Origin of the sequence: Shewanella sp. 10N.286.52.E4, from assembly GCF_041468785.1 — a bacterium.
GTDB classification, from domain to species: domain Bacteria; phylum Pseudomonadota; class Gammaproteobacteria; order Enterobacterales; family Shewanellaceae; genus Shewanella; species Shewanella electrodiphila.
This window is the reverse complement of sequence record NZ_JBFRJJ010000027.1, coordinates 27,512-45,921: the sequence shown is the minus strand read 5'-3', so window position 1 is coordinate 45,921 and position 18,410 is coordinate 27,512. Positions and strand designations below refer to the sequence as shown.

The 18,410-nt window shown below is 43.0% G+C and carries 18 protein-coding genes; 8 read left to right on the top strand and 10 right to left on the bottom strand.

The window, feature by feature from the left end:
- Positions 1 to 32: 32 nt before the first annotated feature.
- From AB4153_RS16015 to AB4153_RS16005, 3 genes are all read right to left on the bottom strand, one after another.
- On the bottom strand, positions 33 to 767 hold the full coding sequence (locus AB4153_RS16015) for a response regulator transcription factor (protein ID WP_102526399.1): 735 nt from the start codon (positions 765 to 767) through the stop codon (positions 33 to 35).
- A gap of 118 nt (positions 768 to 885) precedes the next feature.
- The gene (locus AB4153_RS16010; RefSeq protein WP_102526400.1) at positions 886 to 1,638 is read right to left on the bottom strand and encodes a spondin domain-containing protein; all 753 of its coding nucleotides are present in this window, start codon (positions 1,636 to 1,638) and stop codon (positions 886 to 888) included.
- Positions 1,639 to 1,649: 11 nt separating this feature from the next.
- Complete coding sequence (locus tag AB4153_RS16005) at positions 1,650 to 2,357, bottom strand: spondin domain-containing protein (RefSeq protein WP_102526448.1); 708 nt, start codon at positions 2,355 to 2,357, stop codon at positions 1,650 to 1,652.
- Between the two features lie 223 nt (positions 2,358 to 2,580).
- On the opposite strand from AB4153_RS16005, the gene AB4153_RS16000 reads away from it, so the two are divergent.
- Positions 2,581 to 3,159 (top strand): GNAT family N-acetyltransferase, encoded by a 579-nt coding sequence (locus AB4153_RS16000; RefSeq protein WP_102526401.1) that lies wholly within the window; start codon positions 2,581 to 2,583, stop codon positions 3,157 to 3,159.
- A 60-nt stretch (positions 3,160 to 3,219) separates the two neighbouring features.
- Positions 3,220 to 4,572, top strand: a complete 1,353-nt coding sequence (locus AB4153_RS15995; RefSeq protein ID WP_371998127.1) for an NAD(P)/FAD-dependent oxidoreductase — start codon at positions 3,220 to 3,222, stop codon at positions 4,570 to 4,572.
- An 83-nt stretch (positions 4,573 to 4,655) separates the two neighbouring features.
- On the opposite strand, the gene AB4153_RS15990 is transcribed toward AB4153_RS15995, so the two are convergent.
- The 4 genes from AB4153_RS15990 to xapA all read right to left on the bottom strand — a co-directional run bounded on the left by AB4153_RS15990 (position 4,656) and on the right by xapA (position 8,531).
- Positions 4,656 to 5,543 carry a DMT family transporter gene (locus AB4153_RS15990; protein WP_371998126.1) on the bottom strand — a complete coding sequence of 296 codons (888 nt, stop codon included), beginning with the start codon at positions 5,541 to 5,543 and terminating at the stop codon, positions 4,656 to 4,658.
- A gap of 31 nt (positions 5,544 to 5,574) precedes the next feature.
- The gene (gene deoC, locus AB4153_RS15985; protein ID WP_371998125.1) at positions 5,575 to 6,366 is read right to left on the bottom strand and encodes a deoxyribose-phosphate aldolase; all 792 of its coding nucleotides are present in this window, start codon (positions 6,364 to 6,366) and stop codon (positions 5,575 to 5,577) included.
- 63 nt (positions 6,367 to 6,429) lie between these two features.
- Positions 6,430 to 7,692 (bottom strand): NupC/NupG family nucleoside CNT transporter, encoded by a 1,263-nt coding sequence (locus AB4153_RS15980; RefSeq protein WP_371998124.1) that lies wholly within the window; start codon positions 7,690 to 7,692, stop codon positions 6,430 to 6,432.
- 8 nt (positions 7,693 to 7,700) lie between these two features.
- Entirely contained in the window at positions 7,701 to 8,531 is an 831-nt protein-coding gene (gene xapA / locus AB4153_RS15975; protein WP_371998123.1) for a xanthosine phosphorylase, read from the bottom strand.
- A 141-nt stretch (positions 8,532 to 8,672) separates the two neighbouring features.
- On the opposite strand from xapA, the gene AB4153_RS15970 reads away from it, so the two are divergent.
- Positions 8,673 to 9,590 carry a LysR substrate-binding domain-containing protein gene (locus AB4153_RS15970; protein WP_198589509.1) on the top strand — a complete coding sequence of 306 codons (918 nt, stop codon included), beginning with the start codon at positions 8,673 to 8,675 and terminating at the stop codon, positions 9,588 to 9,590.
- Positions 9,591 to 9,645: 55 nt separating this feature from the next.
- Here the strand turns inward: AB4153_RS15970 and nhaC are convergent, their stop codons facing one another.
- Positions 9,646 to 11,121: a Na+/H+ antiporter NhaC gene (nhaC, locus tag AB4153_RS15965; protein ID WP_371998122.1), complete on the bottom strand. Its 1,476-nt coding sequence runs from the start codon at positions 11,119 to 11,121 to the stop codon at positions 9,646 to 9,648.
- A 458-nt stretch (positions 11,122 to 11,579) separates the two neighbouring features.
- Here nhaC and AB4153_RS15960 point away from each other — a divergent pair, with 458 nt between their 5' ends.
- The 4 genes from AB4153_RS15960 (at position 11,580) to AB4153_RS15945 (ending at position 14,339) form a co-directional block, all read left to right on the top strand.
- Positions 11,580 to 12,029, top strand: a complete 450-nt coding sequence (locus tag AB4153_RS15960) for a hypothetical protein (RefSeq protein ID WP_102526408.1) — start codon at positions 11,580 to 11,582, stop codon at positions 12,027 to 12,029.
- Positions 12,030 to 12,190: 161 nt separating this feature from the next.
- Entirely contained in the window at positions 12,191 to 12,742 is a 552-nt protein-coding gene (locus AB4153_RS15955; RefSeq protein ID WP_303517046.1) for a GNAT family N-acetyltransferase, read from the top strand.
- Positions 12,743 to 13,339: 597 nt separating this feature from the next.
- Positions 13,340 to 13,492: a hypothetical protein gene (locus tag AB4153_RS15950; RefSeq protein WP_371998121.1), complete on the top strand. Its 153-nt coding sequence runs from the start codon at positions 13,340 to 13,342 to the stop codon at positions 13,490 to 13,492.
- Positions 13,493 to 13,574: 82 nt separating this feature from the next.
- Positions 13,575 to 14,339: a DUF2971 domain-containing protein gene (locus AB4153_RS15945; protein WP_303517044.1), complete on the top strand. Its 765-nt coding sequence runs from the start codon at positions 13,575 to 13,577 to the stop codon at positions 14,337 to 14,339.
- 125 nt (positions 14,340 to 14,464) lie between these two features.
- On the opposite strand, the gene purD is transcribed toward AB4153_RS15945, so the two are convergent.
- Both purD and purH read right to left on the bottom strand, forming a co-directional pair.
- A complete protein-coding gene (gene purD / locus AB4153_RS15940) occupies positions 14,465 to 15,766 on the bottom strand; it encodes a phosphoribosylamine--glycine ligase (protein ID WP_371998120.1) in 1,302 nt (433 codons plus the stop codon).
- Positions 15,767 to 16,035: 269 nt separating this feature from the next.
- On the bottom strand, positions 16,036 to 17,625 hold the full coding sequence (gene purH, locus AB4153_RS15935; protein ID WP_303517042.1) for a bifunctional phosphoribosylaminoimidazolecarboxamide formyltransferase/IMP cyclohydrolase: 1,590 nt from the start codon (positions 17,623 to 17,625) through the stop codon (positions 16,036 to 16,038).
- 328 nt (positions 17,626 to 17,953) lie between these two features.
- On the opposite strand from purH, the gene zntR reads away from it, so the two are divergent.
- Entirely contained in the window at positions 17,954 to 18,409 is a 456-nt protein-coding gene (zntR, locus tag AB4153_RS15930; RefSeq protein ID WP_248957007.1) for a Zn(2+)-responsive transcriptional regulator, read from the top strand.
- The last annotated feature ends 1 nt before the right edge of the window (position 18,410 follow it).

Genomic DNA, 18,410 nt, shown 5'->3' with positions numbered 1-18,410 from the left:
AGTTAATTTGAAGTGCGTTTAATTCAACAGCGCTAATGCGCTCCAGCTTCGGGTGGTGAAAATTTGTAACCGACTCCCCATACTGTTTTGACTAATTCCGGGTGGCCAGGGCTTCGAGAAAGCTTAGTGCGCAAGCGATTTATATGGCTATTAACAGTGTGCTCATAGCCGTCATAGTTATAACCCCATACTGCTTCTAATAACTGCATTCTGCTAAACACTTGCAGGGGATGCTGGGCAAGAAACAGTAATAAATCGAACTCTCTCGCTGTGAGCTCTAACGTACTATTGTTAGACACTACTTCGCGGGTTGTTGAGTTAATGGTGACCCCGTTAAACTCCAATTGCTCAGTTTGTACTTGTTGTACTTTACTGCGCCTGAGCATGGCTTTAACCCTTGCTCGAAGCTCTAATACGCTAAAGGGTTTGACGAGATAATCGTCTGCGCCAGCTTCTAAGCCTAAAACAATATCGGCTTCTGAATCTTTGGCAGTTAACATCATCACAGGCAATGATTTTCCAGCTTCTCTGAGTTGCTGGCAAAGCATAATGCCATCACCATCAGGGAGCATACGATCCATTAAAATCAGATCGAGTGATTTAGTGTCGATGATTTGCATGGCTTGGCTTAAGGTCGTGGCATGAAACACTTCGTAGTTTAATGCCGTGAGATTCAACATAATCAGCTTGGCTAAATCTTGTTCGTCTTCAACCAGTAAAATATGCTGCTTTATCTGGTGGCCGTTATGCTTAGTGTTATCGTTCATCCAAAATTTCCCAAATCAGATCCCTAATAACCAGACCTGAGATGGGAAGATTAAATTTCAACCTGTTTGTTTTTTATTTGTTAACAAACTTGTTTAAGCTTAATCATGGATGTTTTCACTATTCCGTTCGACTAATCGAAATGGAGATTGCCGGATTATCAAAACGATGTGAAGGCGTTAATACACTGTCCATCAATCCGTCGTACATGGTGATCACACCAGGATGAATATGAACAAAATCTACATCATCACGTTCTGAGTTATATCCTTCGCCACCATCAGCAGGTCCAGGCATCGTGCCTTGTGCTTCTGAATTGGCTTCGGTGCCTGCATCGTAAACCATACCGCGCATCGACACTGACTCATCAACAGCCAACATACTAATGTCATAACTATTTAGGCCAGTAAACGCATCATTGGTGTTGACTAACATTGTGGCGACAGTGAGATTGGCAATGTCTGCTTCATCAAGTGTCACAGTGATAGTTTCTGACATACCCGGCATTAAAATTCCTGCGCCACTGACCGTAGACGTTACGCCTTCAATTGCTGCAACATCTGCAGCATCGCCGCCTTCAGCAATTTTTTCCAGTGCAACATTGGCAGCTTCACCTGCTTGCCACAACATCACATCACTACTGTGCGAGGCAATGGCAATCGGTGACATAGGTTGGTTAGCCGTTAAATTGGTCACGGTAACCGTATAAGTCTGCATTACAACAGTCGGTTCAGGCGGAGTAACAGGTTCTGGTGTAGGTGATTCATCGTCATCATCAGAACAACCACTTAGTCCTAACACCGCAATTAATGCTACTGCCGTTAAGCTATATTTATGGGTATGTTTAGTTTTACTATTTATTAAATATCTCATCGCGAGTCCCCTTATTTGACAGTAACAACTACTTTCGCAACAGGGTTTAACCAGCGATGAATGCGGCTATCTAAATCACTTGCGCCACCGGCTGCATCAGTATCACCAAGCACACCTGGATGAGTGTGAACATTAGCATTAGTAGAACCATCCATAACACCAGTACCATTCATACCTCCGTCACCACCAGGTGCTGCAGGAATACCTGGAACGCCTGCCATACCGCCGCCATTAACCATTTCATCATTGGCTTCAGTGCCTGCGTCATAGGCATTTAAGTAAACTGTATAACTACCTGCTTCAGTAGGGATTTCCCAACCATCTAAACCGATAAAGGCATCATTGGTTGGTAGCACCATGGCAACAATTGAAAGGTGCGTCATTTCCATGGAATCAAGCATCACTTCGCTGACATTAGCCCCTGGTGCTAGTAATCCCATCGCAGGGTTAACTGCGGTAAAACCACCTGCGCCCATCACAGCAGCGTCTAAATCACCAACATCGCCACCTTCGGCCATTTTTTGCAATGCTGGTGTTGCTTCGGTGCCGACTTCAAATAAGTGGCTATCAGCATCATGAGCTGCAATTAAGATAGGGGTGAAGTGATTACCATGGGTTAAGTTAACCACGCTAATTTCTAATTCTGCAGCTGTGGCTGAAACACTGAATAGACCAGCAGCCACTAGGCCAAGTGAAAGCAGAGTCGCTTTAGTTTTCATTGATGCAGATGATGTTGATACTGAAATTGACGGTTGTACTTCTGACGCCTTTAAGACTGATGATTTCATAACAGAGCTCCTTTTGTTTAATTGCTAACGATTCTGGCAAAGGGATCTCACTGTGTTATCGCCAAATTATCACAAAAGATTAACATCGTTTATTTTGCCGAATTTATTGTGTAGTCTTGGCGATATAATGATGACAATTGGAGTCAATATAATAATGATAAGAAACTTAACTCCTGAATATTTTCAACAGGTTATAGAATTAGGTAATCTCGTGCATGGTGAAGGCTATTTAAATTTCGCCTCCCTTGAAAAAATTTATCAAATGGGCATAAAAAATCATATTAATGCGCATTTCATCGCGATAAGTGATGAAACTTCACAGATTGACAGTCAATCAACTATCGTCGGTTTTCGATTAACTTATGCGGCGGGAAAGTGGCCCATTGATCAATGGTGCACCCCAGATAAATGGCCAGTTTCCGTTGAAGATATGTGTTACTTCAAATGTAATACTGTGGCAGAAGGTCAGCGAGGGAAAGGCATTGGTTCTCGGCTATTGCAGGCTTCAATTGCAGCAGTAAAGCAGCAAGGGGCTAAAGCTGGTGTGAGTCATTTGTGGCAGCAAAGCCCCAATAACTCGGCAGTAGGCTACTTTACACATGCTGGAGGTGAACTGATTAAGTTGCACCCGAGTCGCTGGAATCAGCGACATGACAACAGCGATTACTTGTGCGTGATATGTGGTGATGACTGTCACTGCACCGCTTGTGAAATGGTGATTGAATTTGGCTAAGTTCGCTTCAAAACATCATTTTTAATGTATTTTCAGCACAGCGATAAATGAGTACCTTGTATGCCCTCAAGTTATTACGATCCTTTAATCAACAGCACGCCAGCATCGCAACCTTTTGCAGATAGTTATTGGGCATCGACCCAAAGTTTGCCAGTGCTATTACCTTCACTTAAGAGTAGTCAACAAACAGATGTGGCGATTATCGGCGGTGGGTACACAGGATTACTAACAGCGTATTACTTAGCAACTGAGTTTAATATTGATTGCCGTGTTCTTGAAGCTAATCAGGTAGGGTTTGGTGCCAGTGCACGAAATGCGGGGTTTGTGCTTAAAGGTTCAGGCCGTTTAGGCTACTCAGCTATGGCAAAGCGGTGGGATCTTGCTACAGCACAAGGTATTTATCAGGAGTTCAGTCAAGCGGTAAGCCGAGTAGAACGGCTGATAAATCAACACCAGATAGCCTGTGAACCCCAAGAACATGGCTATCTTAAAGTGGCGCATAACCCCAAAGCGCTTAACAGCCTTAAAGCCGCCGCTGATTTTATTCAGCAAAACATGGCGCAAGACAGTGATTTTACGGCGCAATTTATTAGTGCTGATAAGTTTAAAACTCAATATCTCAATCATCATCAAGCTTATGGGGCATTAAGGCTTAATGATGGCTTTGGTGTAAATCCGCTGAAATTGTTACTGGGTTATAAATCACTGGTTCAGCAGCAAGGTGTTAGCATTAATGAGCAGTCTTGTGTTGTCGATTGGATTGAAGAAAATGGTAAACATCGACTGCTTACCGAGCATGGTGAACTGTTGGCAAACAAAGTGATAATGGCGGGAAATGCCTATTCACCAAAACAGTTTAATCAGCGAGTGGATGACAAGTTTTTACCCATTTTAAGTAATATTATTGTCACCGAGCCATTGACCGATGATGAGCTAGCCCAAGCGGGTTTGTATACTAACCAAGTCACCATGGATACCAGAATATTAAAGTATTACTTTAGGCTGCTACCTGATAACCGACTGTTATTCGGCGGAAGAGGCGCGGTATGGGGCAAAGATGCGGCTGAACCTATTTATGGTCAGCGCTTAAAGCTAGCTATGGATAAATGTTTCCCGTATTTAAGCCGCAAAAAAATTGCCTATAACTGGACAGGTTGGATCGCGGCATCAATGGATGACATGCCCCATGTGTACAGTAAAAATGGTGTTGGATATAGTCTAGGTTATTGTGGCGCAGGAGTATCTTTTAGTGCTCAAGCCGCCTTTAGGCTAGCTCAAAGTATTGCTGGTGAATCTTTACCTGATTTACCGCTTTATAACGCGCCACTGCCTGCGATGCCCTTTACCAAAGCAAGGCGAATAGGGCAGTGGGGTTATTATCATTATGGTTGGTTAAAAGATCGTTTAGGGTAATCTGATACATAACAGCCACCTAATGAGGTGGCTGAAATTATTGAATATTGAATACTGAAAGCAGCTTGTTAAAGGTAAAACGATCAGTGTCGCTTTGACTGTGAACGCTGTTTTATCATCGCCACAATTTGCGGCATCAATGACATCAGTATCATGCCAAACATTAAACTGTATTGATAAATACTAAAGCTTTCAGACATTAAGACGACCCCAGAGACAATGCCGGCAATAGGATTCGCAATGCCGCCAAAAGTGAAGTCAACCACAGACATCTTTTGCAATAGCCACACATACAAGCCATAACCGAGCGCTGTGTTGAGGATGATAATCCACATTAAGCCGATAAAGTTCAATGAAGATACGCCTGCAAATACGGCGTGATATTGCTCAGGCTGAAGCAGCATTTGAATGATTGAGGCAACAGCAAGGATGACACCACCGATAATTAACTGCCAAGTTAGCACTGTCCACCAATGAATACGCTTGCCAATACTCTTAACAATGGTGCTGCCGACAATAATACACATTATGGCGCCGAGCATGGCTGTTAAACCAATTGGGTCAAGCGCAATTGCCCTTGGGTCAAATAGCAGCCAAGATAATACGATTAAAATAGCACCACTTATTGCTTGGACTTTTTTAGGTCGAGTGCGGCTAAATAACCAGTGAAATAGCATTGCAAAAACGGGCACTGACACCATGCCCACACCAGAAATAGCCGCAGGCAGAGTTAGCGCCATAACAAAGATTAAGCTGAAGAAAATGGCGATATTTAACAAGCCAATGCTGGTTAATATCCCCCAATCTTTTGCCGCGGGGAGTGACGGTTTTAATGCTAACAGGATCAGTCCTGCAGGCAGTGCGCGCAATGCTCCCAGCAATAATGGTGGCCAATCCGTTAGGGTGTATTGAGTGACGGCGTAAGTCGTCCCCCAAAAGAAGGCAGGGATCATTGCCAGTAATATATTCATTGCGCGATGTTACCTTTAAAAAGAGAGGGTTTTAGTATGCAGCATTTGATACTGACGCGTGGTTGATATCAAGGCTACTTAATAAACTATTTAATAGTCCTGATGCGCCAAAGCGAAAATGCTGCGCCGTTACCCATTCTTTACCTAATAAATTGCTCGCCAAGGTTAAGTATGCAATAGCATCTGCAGTGGTTCTCACTCCACCTGCAGGTTTAAAGCCGACTCGATCAGCAACATTCATCAGTTTAATCACAGTCAACATTATTTCAGCCGCGGCTAAGGTGGCGTTGGTTGCGACTTTTCCGGTTGAGGTTTTAATAAAATCAGCGCCAGCCTCAATCGCGATGCGTGATGCTTGCTCAATGAGTGTAGGCTCAGCAAGTTCGCCTGATTCAATAATGACCTTCAAGGTAATATCGCCGCAAGCTTGTTTGCATTGCTTCACTAACTCATAGCCAACAGTTTCATTGCCAGCGACTAAGGCGCGATAAGGAAACACCACATCGACTTCATCAACGCCGTATGCAACCGCAGCTTGGGTTTCAGCTACAGCAATAGCGATATCATCATTACCATCAGGAAAGTTGGTCACAGTTGCAATTTTGACTTGTGGTGTCCCTTGCGCCTGCAGGTACTTTTTGGCCAAAGGTATAAATCTTGGGTAAATACAAATGGCGGCTGTTGTGCCAACGCGGGTGTTTGCGTCTTGACATAGTTTTTCAATATCAGCTGCGGTTTCATTGTCGTTAAGTGAAGTTAAGTCAATTAGCGTCAATGCCTGTTGTGCAAATTGTTTTTCAGTGGTTTCTAAAATAGCGGCCATGTGGTGTTCCTTAGCAACAACGCCAGTAAACACTGACGTTGTTATTGGTATCAATCGAAATGGTTAAAGCGAGAATGAGAAAAAGATGCCTGCAATGGCGGCACTTAATAAGTTACTGCAACTTGCAGCAATTAAGGTGCGTACGCCGTATTGGGCAATAAAGTCTTTGCGTGAAGGACATAAGGTACCGAGTCCACCAATTAAAATACCAATCGAGGCAATATTAGCAAAACCACACAAGGCGAAACTAATGATCACTTGTGATTTTTCATTCAGCACTTGTAACCCAGCCTCGGCAACGAGTTTAGGGTCTTGCAAGTAAGGTGATAAATCAGAGTAGGCGACAAACTCATTAACAATTAGTTTTTTTCCGATCATTGAGCCCGCTATACCAATATCTGCAACAGGCACACCCAGTAAAAATGCCAATGGCGCAAAAATCCAACCTAGAATAAGCTCCAGGGTTAGTGTTAAGCCAAATATTCCCCCCACACTGCCTAAGATGGTATTCACCAGCGTGACCAAACCAATCATGGCAATTAACATCGCACCAATAGCCGCCGCCAGTTTTAAACCACTCATGGCGCCTTCACCTGCAGCGGCCAGAATATTAACCGGAGGTTTTTCTGTAAAAGTGATTGATTTGCTAATGGTATAAGTCGGGGTTGTGGTCTCTGGTACAATAATTTTTGCAAATAAAATACCGCCAGGTACTGCCATAAATGATGCCGCTAATAAGTATTCCATATTAACGCCCATCATGGCGTAGCCTGCGAGAACGGTGCCAGAAACTGACGCCATACCGCCACACATAATGGCAAAAAATTCTGAGTCGGACATTTTAGGCATATACGGTTTGACGACCAAAGGTGCTTCGCTTTGACCAACAAAGGCATTTGATACCGCTGACATTGATTCTGCTTGGCTGGTGCCGATAACTTTAGCGATCGCGCCACCGACAATGCGGATAACAAACTGCATGATCCCTAAATAATACAGCACCGAAATTAATGCCGAGAAGAACACCACTAACGGTAACACGTTCAAAGCAAAGACAAAGCCGATACCCTCAACGGAGAAGTTAACTAAGTTGCCAAATAAGAATTGAATACCTGATTTACCGCTATCAAGCACTGCATGAACACCGTGAGACATGCCTTCAAGTAGCGTGCGCCCCCAAGGGACATAAAGCACTAACGCGCCGATGGCCATTTGTAATGCGAACGCCGAGCCAACGATGCGAAGTGAAATAGCGCTTCTATTGGTCGAGCACAAATAGCCAATGGCTAATAGTGCAGCTATACCTAAAAATCCGACTGCAAACATACTAACTCCTACGCGTTGAAGTGGTGTGCCATGAACTCGTTAATCAGTTCGATAAAGTTAGCTTCAGCTAACTTGGCGCATTTCAGCGTTTGCTCATGTGATAGTTCCACATCACCTAAACCTTCAGCCATATTGGTAATGGCACAAATAGCCAGTACAGGTAAGCCACAATGTGCAGCAGAAATGACTTCAGGAACCACTGACATGCCAACCACATCACCACCGATGATTTGCATCATGCGAATTTCAGCAGGCGTTTCAAAGTTAGGCCCTGTATAAGATACAAACACGCCTTCATTCAGGGTAATGTCATGGGTATTAGCGACAGTGAGTGCCTTGTTTAGTAGGGTTTTGTCGTATGCATTGGCAAGGCTGAAAAAGCGTGGACCATAGGCTTCATCATTTGCCCCGGTCATAGGTGACTCAGGCATGGTATTGATGTGATCATTAAATACCACTAACGAGCCGACATCGATACGTTCTGGGCGCAGCGAACCTGCTGCATTGGTGACCAACAAAAACTCACAGCCTAGACGTTTAAAGACTCTAACCGGTGTCGTCATCACTTTCATGGTTTGGTGTTCGTAGTAGTGGCCACGACCTTTCATACACACCACGTCTACACCATTTAATGTGCCCAACACCAGCTCACCAGAGTGGCCCTGTACTGTACTAACAGGAAACCCTGCTAGATCTTCGTATGGAATGACAACTTTATCTTGTAATTCATCGGCAATAACACCTAAGCCAGAGCCTAAAATAAAGGCCGCTTTAGGTTCAAAATTAGGTTTACGTGCTTGAATTGTATTGATTGCTACAACAACGGGATCGATGCTCATAATGTACCTCAGGATTAGTAAACTCACTCGATACTAGCAAAGCACTTTTCCGATAAACATCGTTAAAAAACGGTTGATTATGCTATATTTAAGGATGATTGTAGGCTTGCACTTTAGTGGTCAATAAAACTGGTGAGATCAATGGTTAACAAGCAAAAACTGTTAAGTGAAAAAGTGACGATGAAGATGCTGCGCTATTTTTATGCCTTATCGCAAACAGGGCATTTTGGCAAAGCAGCCTCACAATTAAGCATTACTAACTCGCCATTGAGTACCCAAATTAAAGAGCTAGAAGCGCATTTAGGGGTAGAGTTAGTGAAACGCAATTCACGTAATGTCAGCCTGACAGAGTCCGGAAAAGTGTTACAGGCCGAGTGTGAACATTTATTTCGTTCATTTGAGTATTCTATGCTTAAAGTGCAGCATGCTAGTCGTAAGCACACTCAGCAAATTAAGTTAGGAATTGTCAGTTCCTCTTTTTGGGCAGGGTTTGGCGAAATGGTCAAAGGTTTTAATCACAGTTACCCTGATTACCATATTGATTTAATTGAGATGTCGCCGCGAGAACAGCAGCAAGCTTTACTGAATAAGAACATTGATATTGGTATTGTACGCTTTGCAGATGCGTTAGATATTCATCCATTACGAACACGGGCGCTAACCAATGAACGCTTTGTGGTTGCGTTAGCAGAAGGCCATCCGTTAACGACAAAAAATACATTAACGCTGACCGATTTACGCGAACAAACATTTACCTTTATGCGCCGTAAAAACTCCGCATCAGCCGATTTGATCATCAATGAATGCCGTCAAGCAGGTTTTATCCCTGAGGTGGGCAAAGAGTTCATTGAGCCCACGAGTTTGATGGCCTATGTTGGCATCAGTGACTCGATTGCCGTTGTGCCATCAAGTTTTACCGCGCATCAGTGGGAAGGCATTGAGTTTATTTCGCTCTATGAAAAAATACCAGCCAGTTTATGCGCAATTTATGATAATACTGGCTTATCCGCTTCGGCCAAGTTGTTCGTCGACGCGCTGCGGGTTAACGCCCCCATTTGAGACATGCTATGGTTTTTTATGAAAACCAAGCATGGGTTCAAATCGTATATGCGGGTTAACTTGGACTTAATTCAGCTGCGTTTTCCGTCTCAACTAGCGGCTCAATTTTGATGTTGAAGTAAGCATACGATGCACTGATAAATGGGCAGACCAAGTTAAATATCGCATAGGGCAAGTAAGCGATAGTCGCTACACCTAAGGTGCTTGCCATAAATGCGCCACAAGTATTCCAAGGAATTAATGGGCTGGTAACAGTGGCCGAGTCTTCAAGGGCGCGGCTGAGGTTCACAGCAGCAAGTTGACGTTTTTGATATTCAAGTTTCAGCATCCTTCCAGGCAGTACAATGGCGATATACTGGTCGGCAGTAATCACGTTAGCGCCGATACAAACCCCTAATGTAGTGATGATTAAGCTACTGGTACCTGTGACTAAGCTAAGAATGCTTTCTAGTAATCTTGAAAGTAAGCCTGTTACTTCCATGACGCCACCAAACGCCATGGCACAGAGAATTAACCAAACGGTAGTGACCATGCTGCTCATACCACCACGGCTGAGTAAGTTATCCAGTACCTCATCGCCCGTGGCTGCCACGTAACCATCGAACATCGCAATCCAAATGCCTTTAATGATCGCCACAAATGGCAATAAATCGGGCTCATTAACATACGCTATGATGTTGTCGAATTGGAAAAGGGCTGCGCAAATTGCCCCTGCAATGGTACCTAAAATGACGGTAGGGAAAGCGGGCATTTTCTTGTTTGCTAAAAACAGCACGACTAACAGGGGTAACAGTAAATGCAGGCCGGGGTCGTAGGTTTGCTCAAGCAGAGCTAACGTTGTGCCTAGTTGCGAGTCAAAACTCGACACATCAGCAGACAAGCCAATAATCGTAAACACAATGAGCGCAATAATGATGCTTGGCACGGTTGTCCAAGTCATATGCTTGATATGACTAAAAATATTAGAACCTGCAACAGCGGGCGCAAGGTTGGTGGTATCAGATAATGGCGACATTTTATCGCCAAAATAAGCACCACTAATAATAGCGCCAGCGGTGATATTAATATCTAAGCCCATTGCCGAGGCAATGCCCACCAGTGCAATACCTATTGTACCGGCCACCGTCCATGAACTGCCGATACTGATAGCGACTATCGCGCACAAGATACAACTTGCAGCGTAGAAATATTTGGGGTTGAGGATTTGCATACCGTAATAAATCATTGTCGGTACAGTACCTGACAAAATCCAAGTACCAATGAGCGATCCCACAGTAAATAGAATCAGCAATGCGCCTGTGGCGATACCAATACTGTTGACTATTCCGCGCTCCATTTGGTTCCAGCTGTAACCATTTTTATAACCAATCACGATGGCAATACACGCAGCAAGGATCAGCGCTATTTGGTTAGCACCTGAAGAGCTGTCAGATGAAAAAAGGTATACCGCAGCGCCAAGCATAGTGATTAATGCAAAGACGGGTAAGAGTGCATCAAGCAAACTCGGCTGCTTGATTTGAGAGTCAGACATAAAGCTATCCCTAATGTTATTTTTATTATAGGTCGTGCTAGGTATAAGTTATTTTTAGCCTTGGTTACTATTGTTATTAAATTGTGACGGTGCGACATCCTGCCATAAAGCAGTAGCTCAAGTCGATGTTTGTGGGTCGTTGTTATAGGCGTTAATTGGATTGGATTTAGCTGGTTTTAACAATTCAGACATTTATTAAGCATAGCTATTCATAATAGTTATTTAGCGTGCATAAATACCCATTTAAAATATTACCGAAAAATGTCGATGTGATTTGAACTGCTTGTTCGAAGGCATTAAGCGGTTAAGTTTAGACCTTAAACAAGCTATATGAGGGTTGAGTCCTTCAAAAGCGATTAATTGCTTAGATCTGTAAAGGGTAGACTGCGGTTATTGAGATTTTCCTTTATTGAGAGGCTTTCGCACCTCAATAAACCGCCACGATATATAGGTATTACATGAATAAAAAACAAATTGGCGCAGTGCTTATGTCGCTATCATTTAGCGCATTGGGTGTTTCAGCGACGGCAAATGCCAATGAAGCATCTGAACAAGCTCAATTAGAGCAAGCTATGAGTGAAATGGTGGTGGCTGAAACATCTATGCTGTTGCTAGAAGAAGGTGATGCGTACCATACTGAGTTTACGAGAATTGTAGCGACCCAGTTTAGTGAAATCCTTATCACAAAAGAGCAAGCTAAGCAGTTATCGTTGCAGAAAACCAAGCATTTCTATTTTTCTGCAGAGCATGACGTAGAAACATTGGCACAGGTGGTTTCAGGTGTGATTGATACTGATGCACCGACCTATTTCTCAGTAAGCTTATTTCGCGAATACAACCGTAATAATGGTGGCTATCAGTTTGGTGCCAAAATTACTGAGTACGAAGATACCGATAACCGTGATTAACCCATTTTTCATTTGAATCACCCCTTTGCCGAGCCCATGCTCGGCTTTTTTGTTTTAGGGTCGCAATTTGATTTTAGCAAACTGGCTTGTAGTGAAATAACCGTCGATAATAATGTTATATGACATCAATAAATTCCGTTTCAGAGGCTTAATTGCAAAATATGACAGATGACACTATAAAGTTATCGACTTTCACTACTAACGCAACAGACGATGTTATTGAGTTATTTACTCAATCGTTTGGGGATGCTGAGGGCGAGGCTGAAGGCAAGGTGATTGGTCACTTAGTTTCTGAATTGATTGTGACAACACCTGAGACTGACTTGTTGGGCTTTGTTGCAACCATAGAAAACAAGATTGTAGGGGCTATCTTCTTTAGCCGTTTAACATTAGCGAATAAAGCCAATGCATTTATTTTATCTCCTGTTGCGGTGAGCACTGCTTTTCAAGCAAAAGGGATTGGCCAAAGGCTAATTAACTTTGGCTTAAAGCAGCTTAAAGACAATGGTGTTGAGTTAGTATTTACTTACGGTGACCCTAACTACTACGTTAAGGTTGGCTTTAACCCTATCAGCGAAGACTGCATCAAAGCACCTCTTATCCTGACTTACCCTGAAGGATGGTTAGCACAGTCATTAGTTGGCACCGAGATTGAGCCGATTGAAGGGGATAGTTTTTGTGTGGATGCACTGAATGAGCAGTCATACTGGTAATTGGGTTTCGGCAGAAATGCCGAAGTGATTTTTTATTATTTAAATTTACATCTACATCTACATCTACATCTACATCAAGATCGTGGCGCTTCGACCACACCAAAATCAAGGGGGAAAGCGCTTGTCCCCTTGATAATCCCTCAGCGCTCCGGCGAAATTTAAAAAGCAAAATTTCCAACGGAGTATTGTTTATCTTTTGGCCTCGTTTTGATTCTGCTTCGTTCATCTTCAAAAATGACTAACGCTTCCGATGAGGCATTTCGTTTTGTTCTCAGTAGCTGAAAGCAAAATCAAGGTCGTGGCGCTTCGCCCACTCCAGACCAAAAGGGTATCAACAGCAATACCCTCTTGGATCACCCTGCCGCCTTTACGAAATTTTCTGAAAAGCGAAAGATTTCTACAAGGATGGCTCCAGCTTTTAGCTTCGTTTTGATTCTACTTCGACCATCTTCGAAAATGACTAACGCTTTCGATGGGGCGTCCCTTCCCCTCGAAAGCTAGCCAGACATCCATGTCTGGACTCACGCAATTTTCTTGATGCTCTCAATTCATATGATTAATTCAAACTTTTAAGTATAAATCCTTTTAAAACCCCAAATGAAGTTAAATCGAAGAAGTAATAATCCCAGTGTAGATGCAGCAGCGAGCTTCCAAAACATGGATGTTTTGGCAGAGCTTACATGGATGTACTTGCAGCGTCTCGCAGTTGTATCTGCACAAAAGCCTGCGGCAGGCAATTGGTTAGATTGAGGTTATTTTACGAAAGGCTTTTGATATATAGTGATAATAGTCGTTCAGGTATATAACTTAAAAACTAGGCAAATAAGAACCTATGAGTAAACCAAAGAAGCTATATAAATATGAAGCATTTAGCGTACAGAGCTTGAAAAACTTACAGTCTCGAACCCTGTATTTCGGCTCCCCGTTAAATTTTAATGATCCTTATGATTGCGCAATTAGAGCAAAAATTTCTGAGCCAACAAGTTCGGAAATAAAAGTATTACAAGAGTTTCTATATAAAGATGCAGAGACTCCAGATATAACTCTTGGAGCATTAAAAAATTCTAATAATGATAACTTTAACACCTTGATTAAGAATCTTTCGGATCATCGTGTGCGTTCTTACATAAACCGTAATATGAAAAATATTGGTGTTACGTGTTTTTCTGAATGTAATGATGATCACTTAATGTGGTCTCATTATGCCGATAAGCAAACAGGGTTTTGTTTAGAGTTTGATACTTCACAGAAAATGTTTTCGCAAGTAAGAAAAGTTGAATATCCAGATACCTATCCAGAAATAAATGCAGTTAATTTATTGGTACATCAGAAATATGGAACGTGTATAGATCATTTATACATAAAATCAGAATCTTGGGAATATGAGAAAGAGTGGCGATGTATCCATCCAGTTGCCGGGACTTGTTGCAAATATGAACTAAATGCTTTGACCGGAATATATTTTGGACCAGAGATAAGTAAAGATGTTTTAGATATTATTTGCTTGATAATTCGAGAACAACATCCAAATGCAAAGTTATGGAAAGGAAAAAGAAGCCAAGAAACTTTCTCAATTAAATTTGATCTAATTGAATAGTTATTTTCAGAAACTAATTTAAACAAAAATCCCTGTGATTTTGGGTATTAGCTACCATCACAGGGATTTGCTCTTAGCTGATTTGAGGTTAGTGGGTTAACAACTACTAACCTCAAACCAAAAGTTTATGCTTTCCCTTGCTCACGTGCAATTGCACGGTATGCAATATCAGTGCGGAAGTAGACGTCATCCCAGTGGATGGCATCGACTAACTTGTATGCGCTTGCTTGTGCTTCGGTAACTGTATTACCTAACGCAGTAGCACACAATACGCGGCCGCCCGATGTGACGACGTGACCATCTTTCATTGCTGTGCCAGCGTGGAATACTTTGGCGTTGTTGTCGCCTAAAGATAAACCGTCAATCACGTCAGCTTTGCGGTATGCATCTGGGTAACCGCCTGCTGCAAGTACAACACCGACTGCTGCGCGTGAATCAAATTCTGCAGTCACAGTATCTAACTCACCACGGGTGGCTGCTAGACAAAGCTCAACTAAGTCTGATTGTAGACGCATCATGATTGGTTGTGTTTCTGGGTCGCCAAAGCGGCAGTTGTACTCAAGTACTTTTGCGCTGCCATCTGGAGAAATCATTAATCCTGCATATAAGAAGCCTGTGTATACATTGCCTTCTGCTGCCATGCCATCAACCGTTGGGCGGATAACATTTGCAATCGTCCAATCGTGAACGGCTTGGGTGACAACAGGGGCTGGTGAGTATGCACCCATGCCGCCAGTGTTAGGGCCATAATCGCCGTTATCACGGGCTTTATGGTCTTGGCTGGTGGCCATTGCTAAGATGTTTTTGCCGTCTACCATCACGATAAAGCTGGCTTCTTCACCTTTTAAAAATTCTTCGATAACGACGCGAGAACCGGCTTCACCGAACTTGTTGCCAGCTAGCATGTCTTCGATTGCCGCATCAGCTTCAGCTTGGTCAGCAGCGATAATCACGCCTTTGCCTGCTGCTAAGCCGTCAGCTTTAATCACAACAGGGAAACCTGTTTTTGAGGTTAACTCTGCTGAGTACGCTTTTGCTGCTTCAATTTCAGTGAAGTTTGAGTAGTCAGCTGTTGGGATGTTATGACGTGCTAAAAAGTCTTTGGTAAAGGCTTTTGAAGACTCAAGCTGCGCAGCGCCTTGGGTAGGGCCGAAAATCGGTAATTTTGCTTCGTTAAAAGCATCGACTACGCCCAGTGCTAATGGCACTTCTGGACCCACAATCGTCAATTCAATTTTGTTGTCTTGAGCAAACTTAACTAACTCTGAAATCGCTTCAACGTTAATGTCGACGTTTTCTAGTTTTGGCTCTAAAGACGTGCCCGCATTGCCTGGCGCGACAAATACAGTGTCAACTTGTGGTGATTGTGCTGCTTTCCAAGCTAACGCATGTTCGCGTCCGCCGCCGCCAATAACTAATACTTGCATCTTTTAATCCTCTTATAGCTGCGCCATAGTCTCAATTTCTGCTTCAAACATGCTCACTTATGCTTATAAGCTCCGCGTGTTTTCATTGAACTTGAAACAATGGCTTGCTCTAATATGCTTAAAAATTCCATGGTCTCAATTTCTGCTTCATTTATAGTTATAAACTCCGCGTGTCTTCATTGAGCTTGAAACAATGGCTTGCTCTAATATGCTTAAAGCTGAACTTAGTACATCGCTTATTAGCATTAACAAGCGATGTTAAATCGTATTTAGTGACGGAAGTGACGCATGCCAGTAAATACCATGGCAATGCCGTGCTCGTCTGCCGCTGCGATGATTTCTTCATCACGGATTGAGCCACCAGGTTGGATGATACAGCTAATACCTGCAGCCGCTGCTGCATCGATACCGTCACGGAATGGGAAGAATGCATCTGATGCCATCACTGAACCTTCAACCACTAAACCTTCGTCAGCCGCTTTAATGCCAGCCACTTTAGCTGAGTAAACACGGCTCATTTGGCCTGCGCCGACACCGATAGTCATGCCATCTTTTGCGTAAACAATCGCGTTAGATTTAACGAATTTAGCCACTTTCCAGCAGAACATTAAGTCAGTTAGCTGCTCGGCTGTTGGTTGTATTTTTGATACCACTTTAACGTCAGCCACATCAACCATGCCTTGGTCGCGGTCTTGAACTAATAAGCCGCCGTTAACACGTTTGAAGTCTTGAGTCGTGGTTTTAGTATTCCACTGGCCGCACTCTAATAAACGTACGTTAGCTTTTGCTGCCACGATATCACGTGCTGCTTGGCTTATTGTTGGCGCAATAATCACTTCAACAAATTGACGGTCAACAATGGCTTTTGCGGTATCAGCATCTAACTCTTGGTTAAAGGCGATGATGCCACCAAATGCTGACGTTGGGTCAGTTTTGAATGCGCGATCGTAAGCTTCAAGAATCGTGTTGCCTAATGCCACACCACAAGGGTTAGCATGTTTTACGATGACACAAGCTGGGCCGTCAAATTCTTTAACACATTCTAGTGCTGAATCAGTATCGGCGATGTTGTTGTATGACAGCGCTTTACCTTGCAATTGTGTTGCACTTGCAACTGAGGCTTCATCAATGTTGCTATCAACATAGAAAGCCGCTTTTTGATGGCTGTTTTCACCGTAGCGTAAATCTTGTTTTTTGATTAGCTGAGTGTTGAATGTACGTGGGAAGCTTGAATCTTCGTGACACTCATCTTTACTGTGGGCAGGAACCATAGTGCCAAAGTAGTTAGCAATCATGCCGTCATAAGCTGCAGTGTGCTCGAACGCTGCAATCGCTAGATCAAAACGGGTTTCAAGTGTGGTGCTACCTTCGTTTGCTTGCATTTCTGCAATGACGCGGCCGTAGTCGCTAGCATTAACAACAATCGTGGTGTCTTTATGGTTTTTAGCGGTAGAACGCACCATTGTTGGGCCACCGATATCGATGTTTTCAACAGCATCGGCAAGGGTACAACCTTCTTTTGCTACAGTAGAAGCAAATGGGTATAGGTTAACGGCAACTAAATCGATTGGTTTGATGGCGTTTTGTTCCATCACGATTTCATCAATACCACGACGGGCTAGAATGCCACCGTGTACTTTTGGATGCAGAGTTTTAACACGACCATCCATGATCTCAGGATGACCCGTGTAGTCAGAGACTTCGGTCACTGGAATATTATTATCAGCAAGTAATTTAGCGGTGCCACCAGTAGAAAGTAATTCTACGCCTTGCTCATGTAATGCTTTAGCAAACTCAAGCATTCCAGTTTTATCAGATACGCTTAACAGCGCGCGACGAATAGGTCTGACAGTATTCATGTAGGTACAGTGTCCACTATTTATTTTAAGGAAGTTTGGCAAAACAGAATTACTCGAACACAGTTGCGTGAAATCTGTTTTGCCAAAGTTCCTACGCCCTTCATCTTATTGTTTTTAGGTGGGCCGTAATGAAACGCGCGTATTTTAACGTAATCAGTGTTATTTCGGGAAATTTATGCGCGATTTCACAATATTGAAATAAGAACAAAGTAAGGGGGTGAACTTTGTTCTATAAAACCCTTGACCTTGGATTTAACTCCAAGGTTTATAATTGGCTTATTAAGCTGGTAAAGGTTTGAATTTAAGTTTTCACTGGGCAGGTAAATATATGTATCGAATTGGCGAACTCGCGACTTTATTTGATGTTAAAACAGATACGCTGCGATTTTATGAAAAGCACGGTTTATTGACATCTTCAACTCGTTCAGAGGCAGGGTATCGACTATATAGCCAAGATGATGCGCAAAAATTACGTTTTATTATTCGTGCGAAAGCGGTCGGCTTTAGTTTAAATGATATTGCAGAGCTGTTATCGATTGAGTTGGACAAAGCTAATTGGGCCTGCGCCGATGTGAAAGGCTTGGTGGATACCAAGTTAGAACAAGTACAGGCGAAGATCGCAGAGCTTGAATTTTTTGCCAGTTCATTAAATAAATTATCACAGGCGTGTTGCGGCGGACCTGATAGTGCTGAGCACTGCTCTATTTTAGAGGCGCTAGAATCAACCGATAAAGAGTTAAGCCCAAAAGTTGAACATCACCTTCATGCAGAAAAGCAGGGGTAGG

Bases quoted from the DNA above. Each gene is read 5' to 3' on its own strand.
- zntR (WP_248957007.1), top strand. From the start codon at position 17,954: ATGTATCGAATTGGCGAACTCGCGACTTTATTTGATGTTAAAACAGAT.
- AB4153_RS16010 (WP_102526400.1), bottom strand. From the start codon at position 1,638: ATGAGATATTTAATAAATAGTAAAACTAAACATACCCATAAATATAGC.
- AB4153_RS15955 (WP_303517046.1), top strand. From the start codon at position 12,191: ATGACAGATGACACTATAAAGTTATCGACTTTCACTACTAACGCAACA.
- AB4153_RS16015 (WP_102526399.1), bottom strand. From the start codon at position 767: ATGAACGATAACACTAAGCATAACGGCCACCAGATAAAGCAGCATATT.
- AB4153_RS15980 (WP_371998124.1), bottom strand. From the start codon at position 7,692: ATGTTTGCAGTCGGATTTTTAGGTATAGCTGCACTATTAGCCATTGGC.
- purH (WP_303517042.1), bottom strand. From the start codon at position 17,625: ATGAATACTGTCAGACCTATTCGTCGCGCGCTGTTAAGCGTATCTGAT.
- AB4153_RS15995 (WP_371998127.1), top strand. From the start codon at position 3,220: ATGCCCTCAAGTTATTACGATCCTTTAATCAACAGCACGCCAGCATCG.
- AB4153_RS15970 (WP_198589509.1), top strand. From the start codon at position 8,673: ATGGTTAACAAGCAAAAACTGTTAAGTGAAAAAGTGACGATGAAGATG.
- AB4153_RS15950 (WP_371998121.1), top strand. From the start codon at position 13,340: ATGAAGTTAAATCGAAGAAGTAATAATCCCAGTGTAGATGCAGCAGCG.
- deoC (WP_371998125.1), bottom strand. From the start codon at position 6,366: ATGGCCGCTATTTTAGAAACCACTGAAAAACAATTTGCACAACAGGCA.
- xapA (WP_371998123.1), bottom strand. From the start codon at position 8,531: ATGAGCATCGATCCCGTTGTTGTAGCAATCAATACAATTCAAGCACGT.
- purD (WP_371998120.1), bottom strand. From the start codon at position 15,766: ATGCAAGTATTAGTTATTGGCGGCGGCGGACGCGAACATGCGTTAGCT.
- AB4153_RS16005 (WP_102526448.1), bottom strand. From the start codon at position 2,357: ATGAAAACTAAAGCGACTCTGCTTTCACTTGGCCTAGTGGCTGCTGGT.
- AB4153_RS15945 (WP_303517044.1), top strand. From the start codon at position 13,575: ATGAGTAAACCAAAGAAGCTATATAAATATGAAGCATTTAGCGTACAG.
- AB4153_RS15960 (WP_102526408.1), top strand. From the start codon at position 11,580: ATGAATAAAAAACAAATTGGCGCAGTGCTTATGTCGCTATCATTTAGC.
- AB4153_RS16000 (WP_102526401.1), top strand. From the start codon at position 2,581: ATGATAAGAAACTTAACTCCTGAATATTTTCAACAGGTTATAGAATTA.
- nhaC (WP_371998122.1), bottom strand. From the start codon at position 11,121: ATGTCTGACTCTCAAATCAAGCAGCCGAGTTTGCTTGATGCACTCTTA.
- AB4153_RS15990 (WP_371998126.1), bottom strand. From the start codon at position 5,543: ATGAATATATTACTGGCAATGATCCCTGCCTTCTTTTGGGGGACGACT.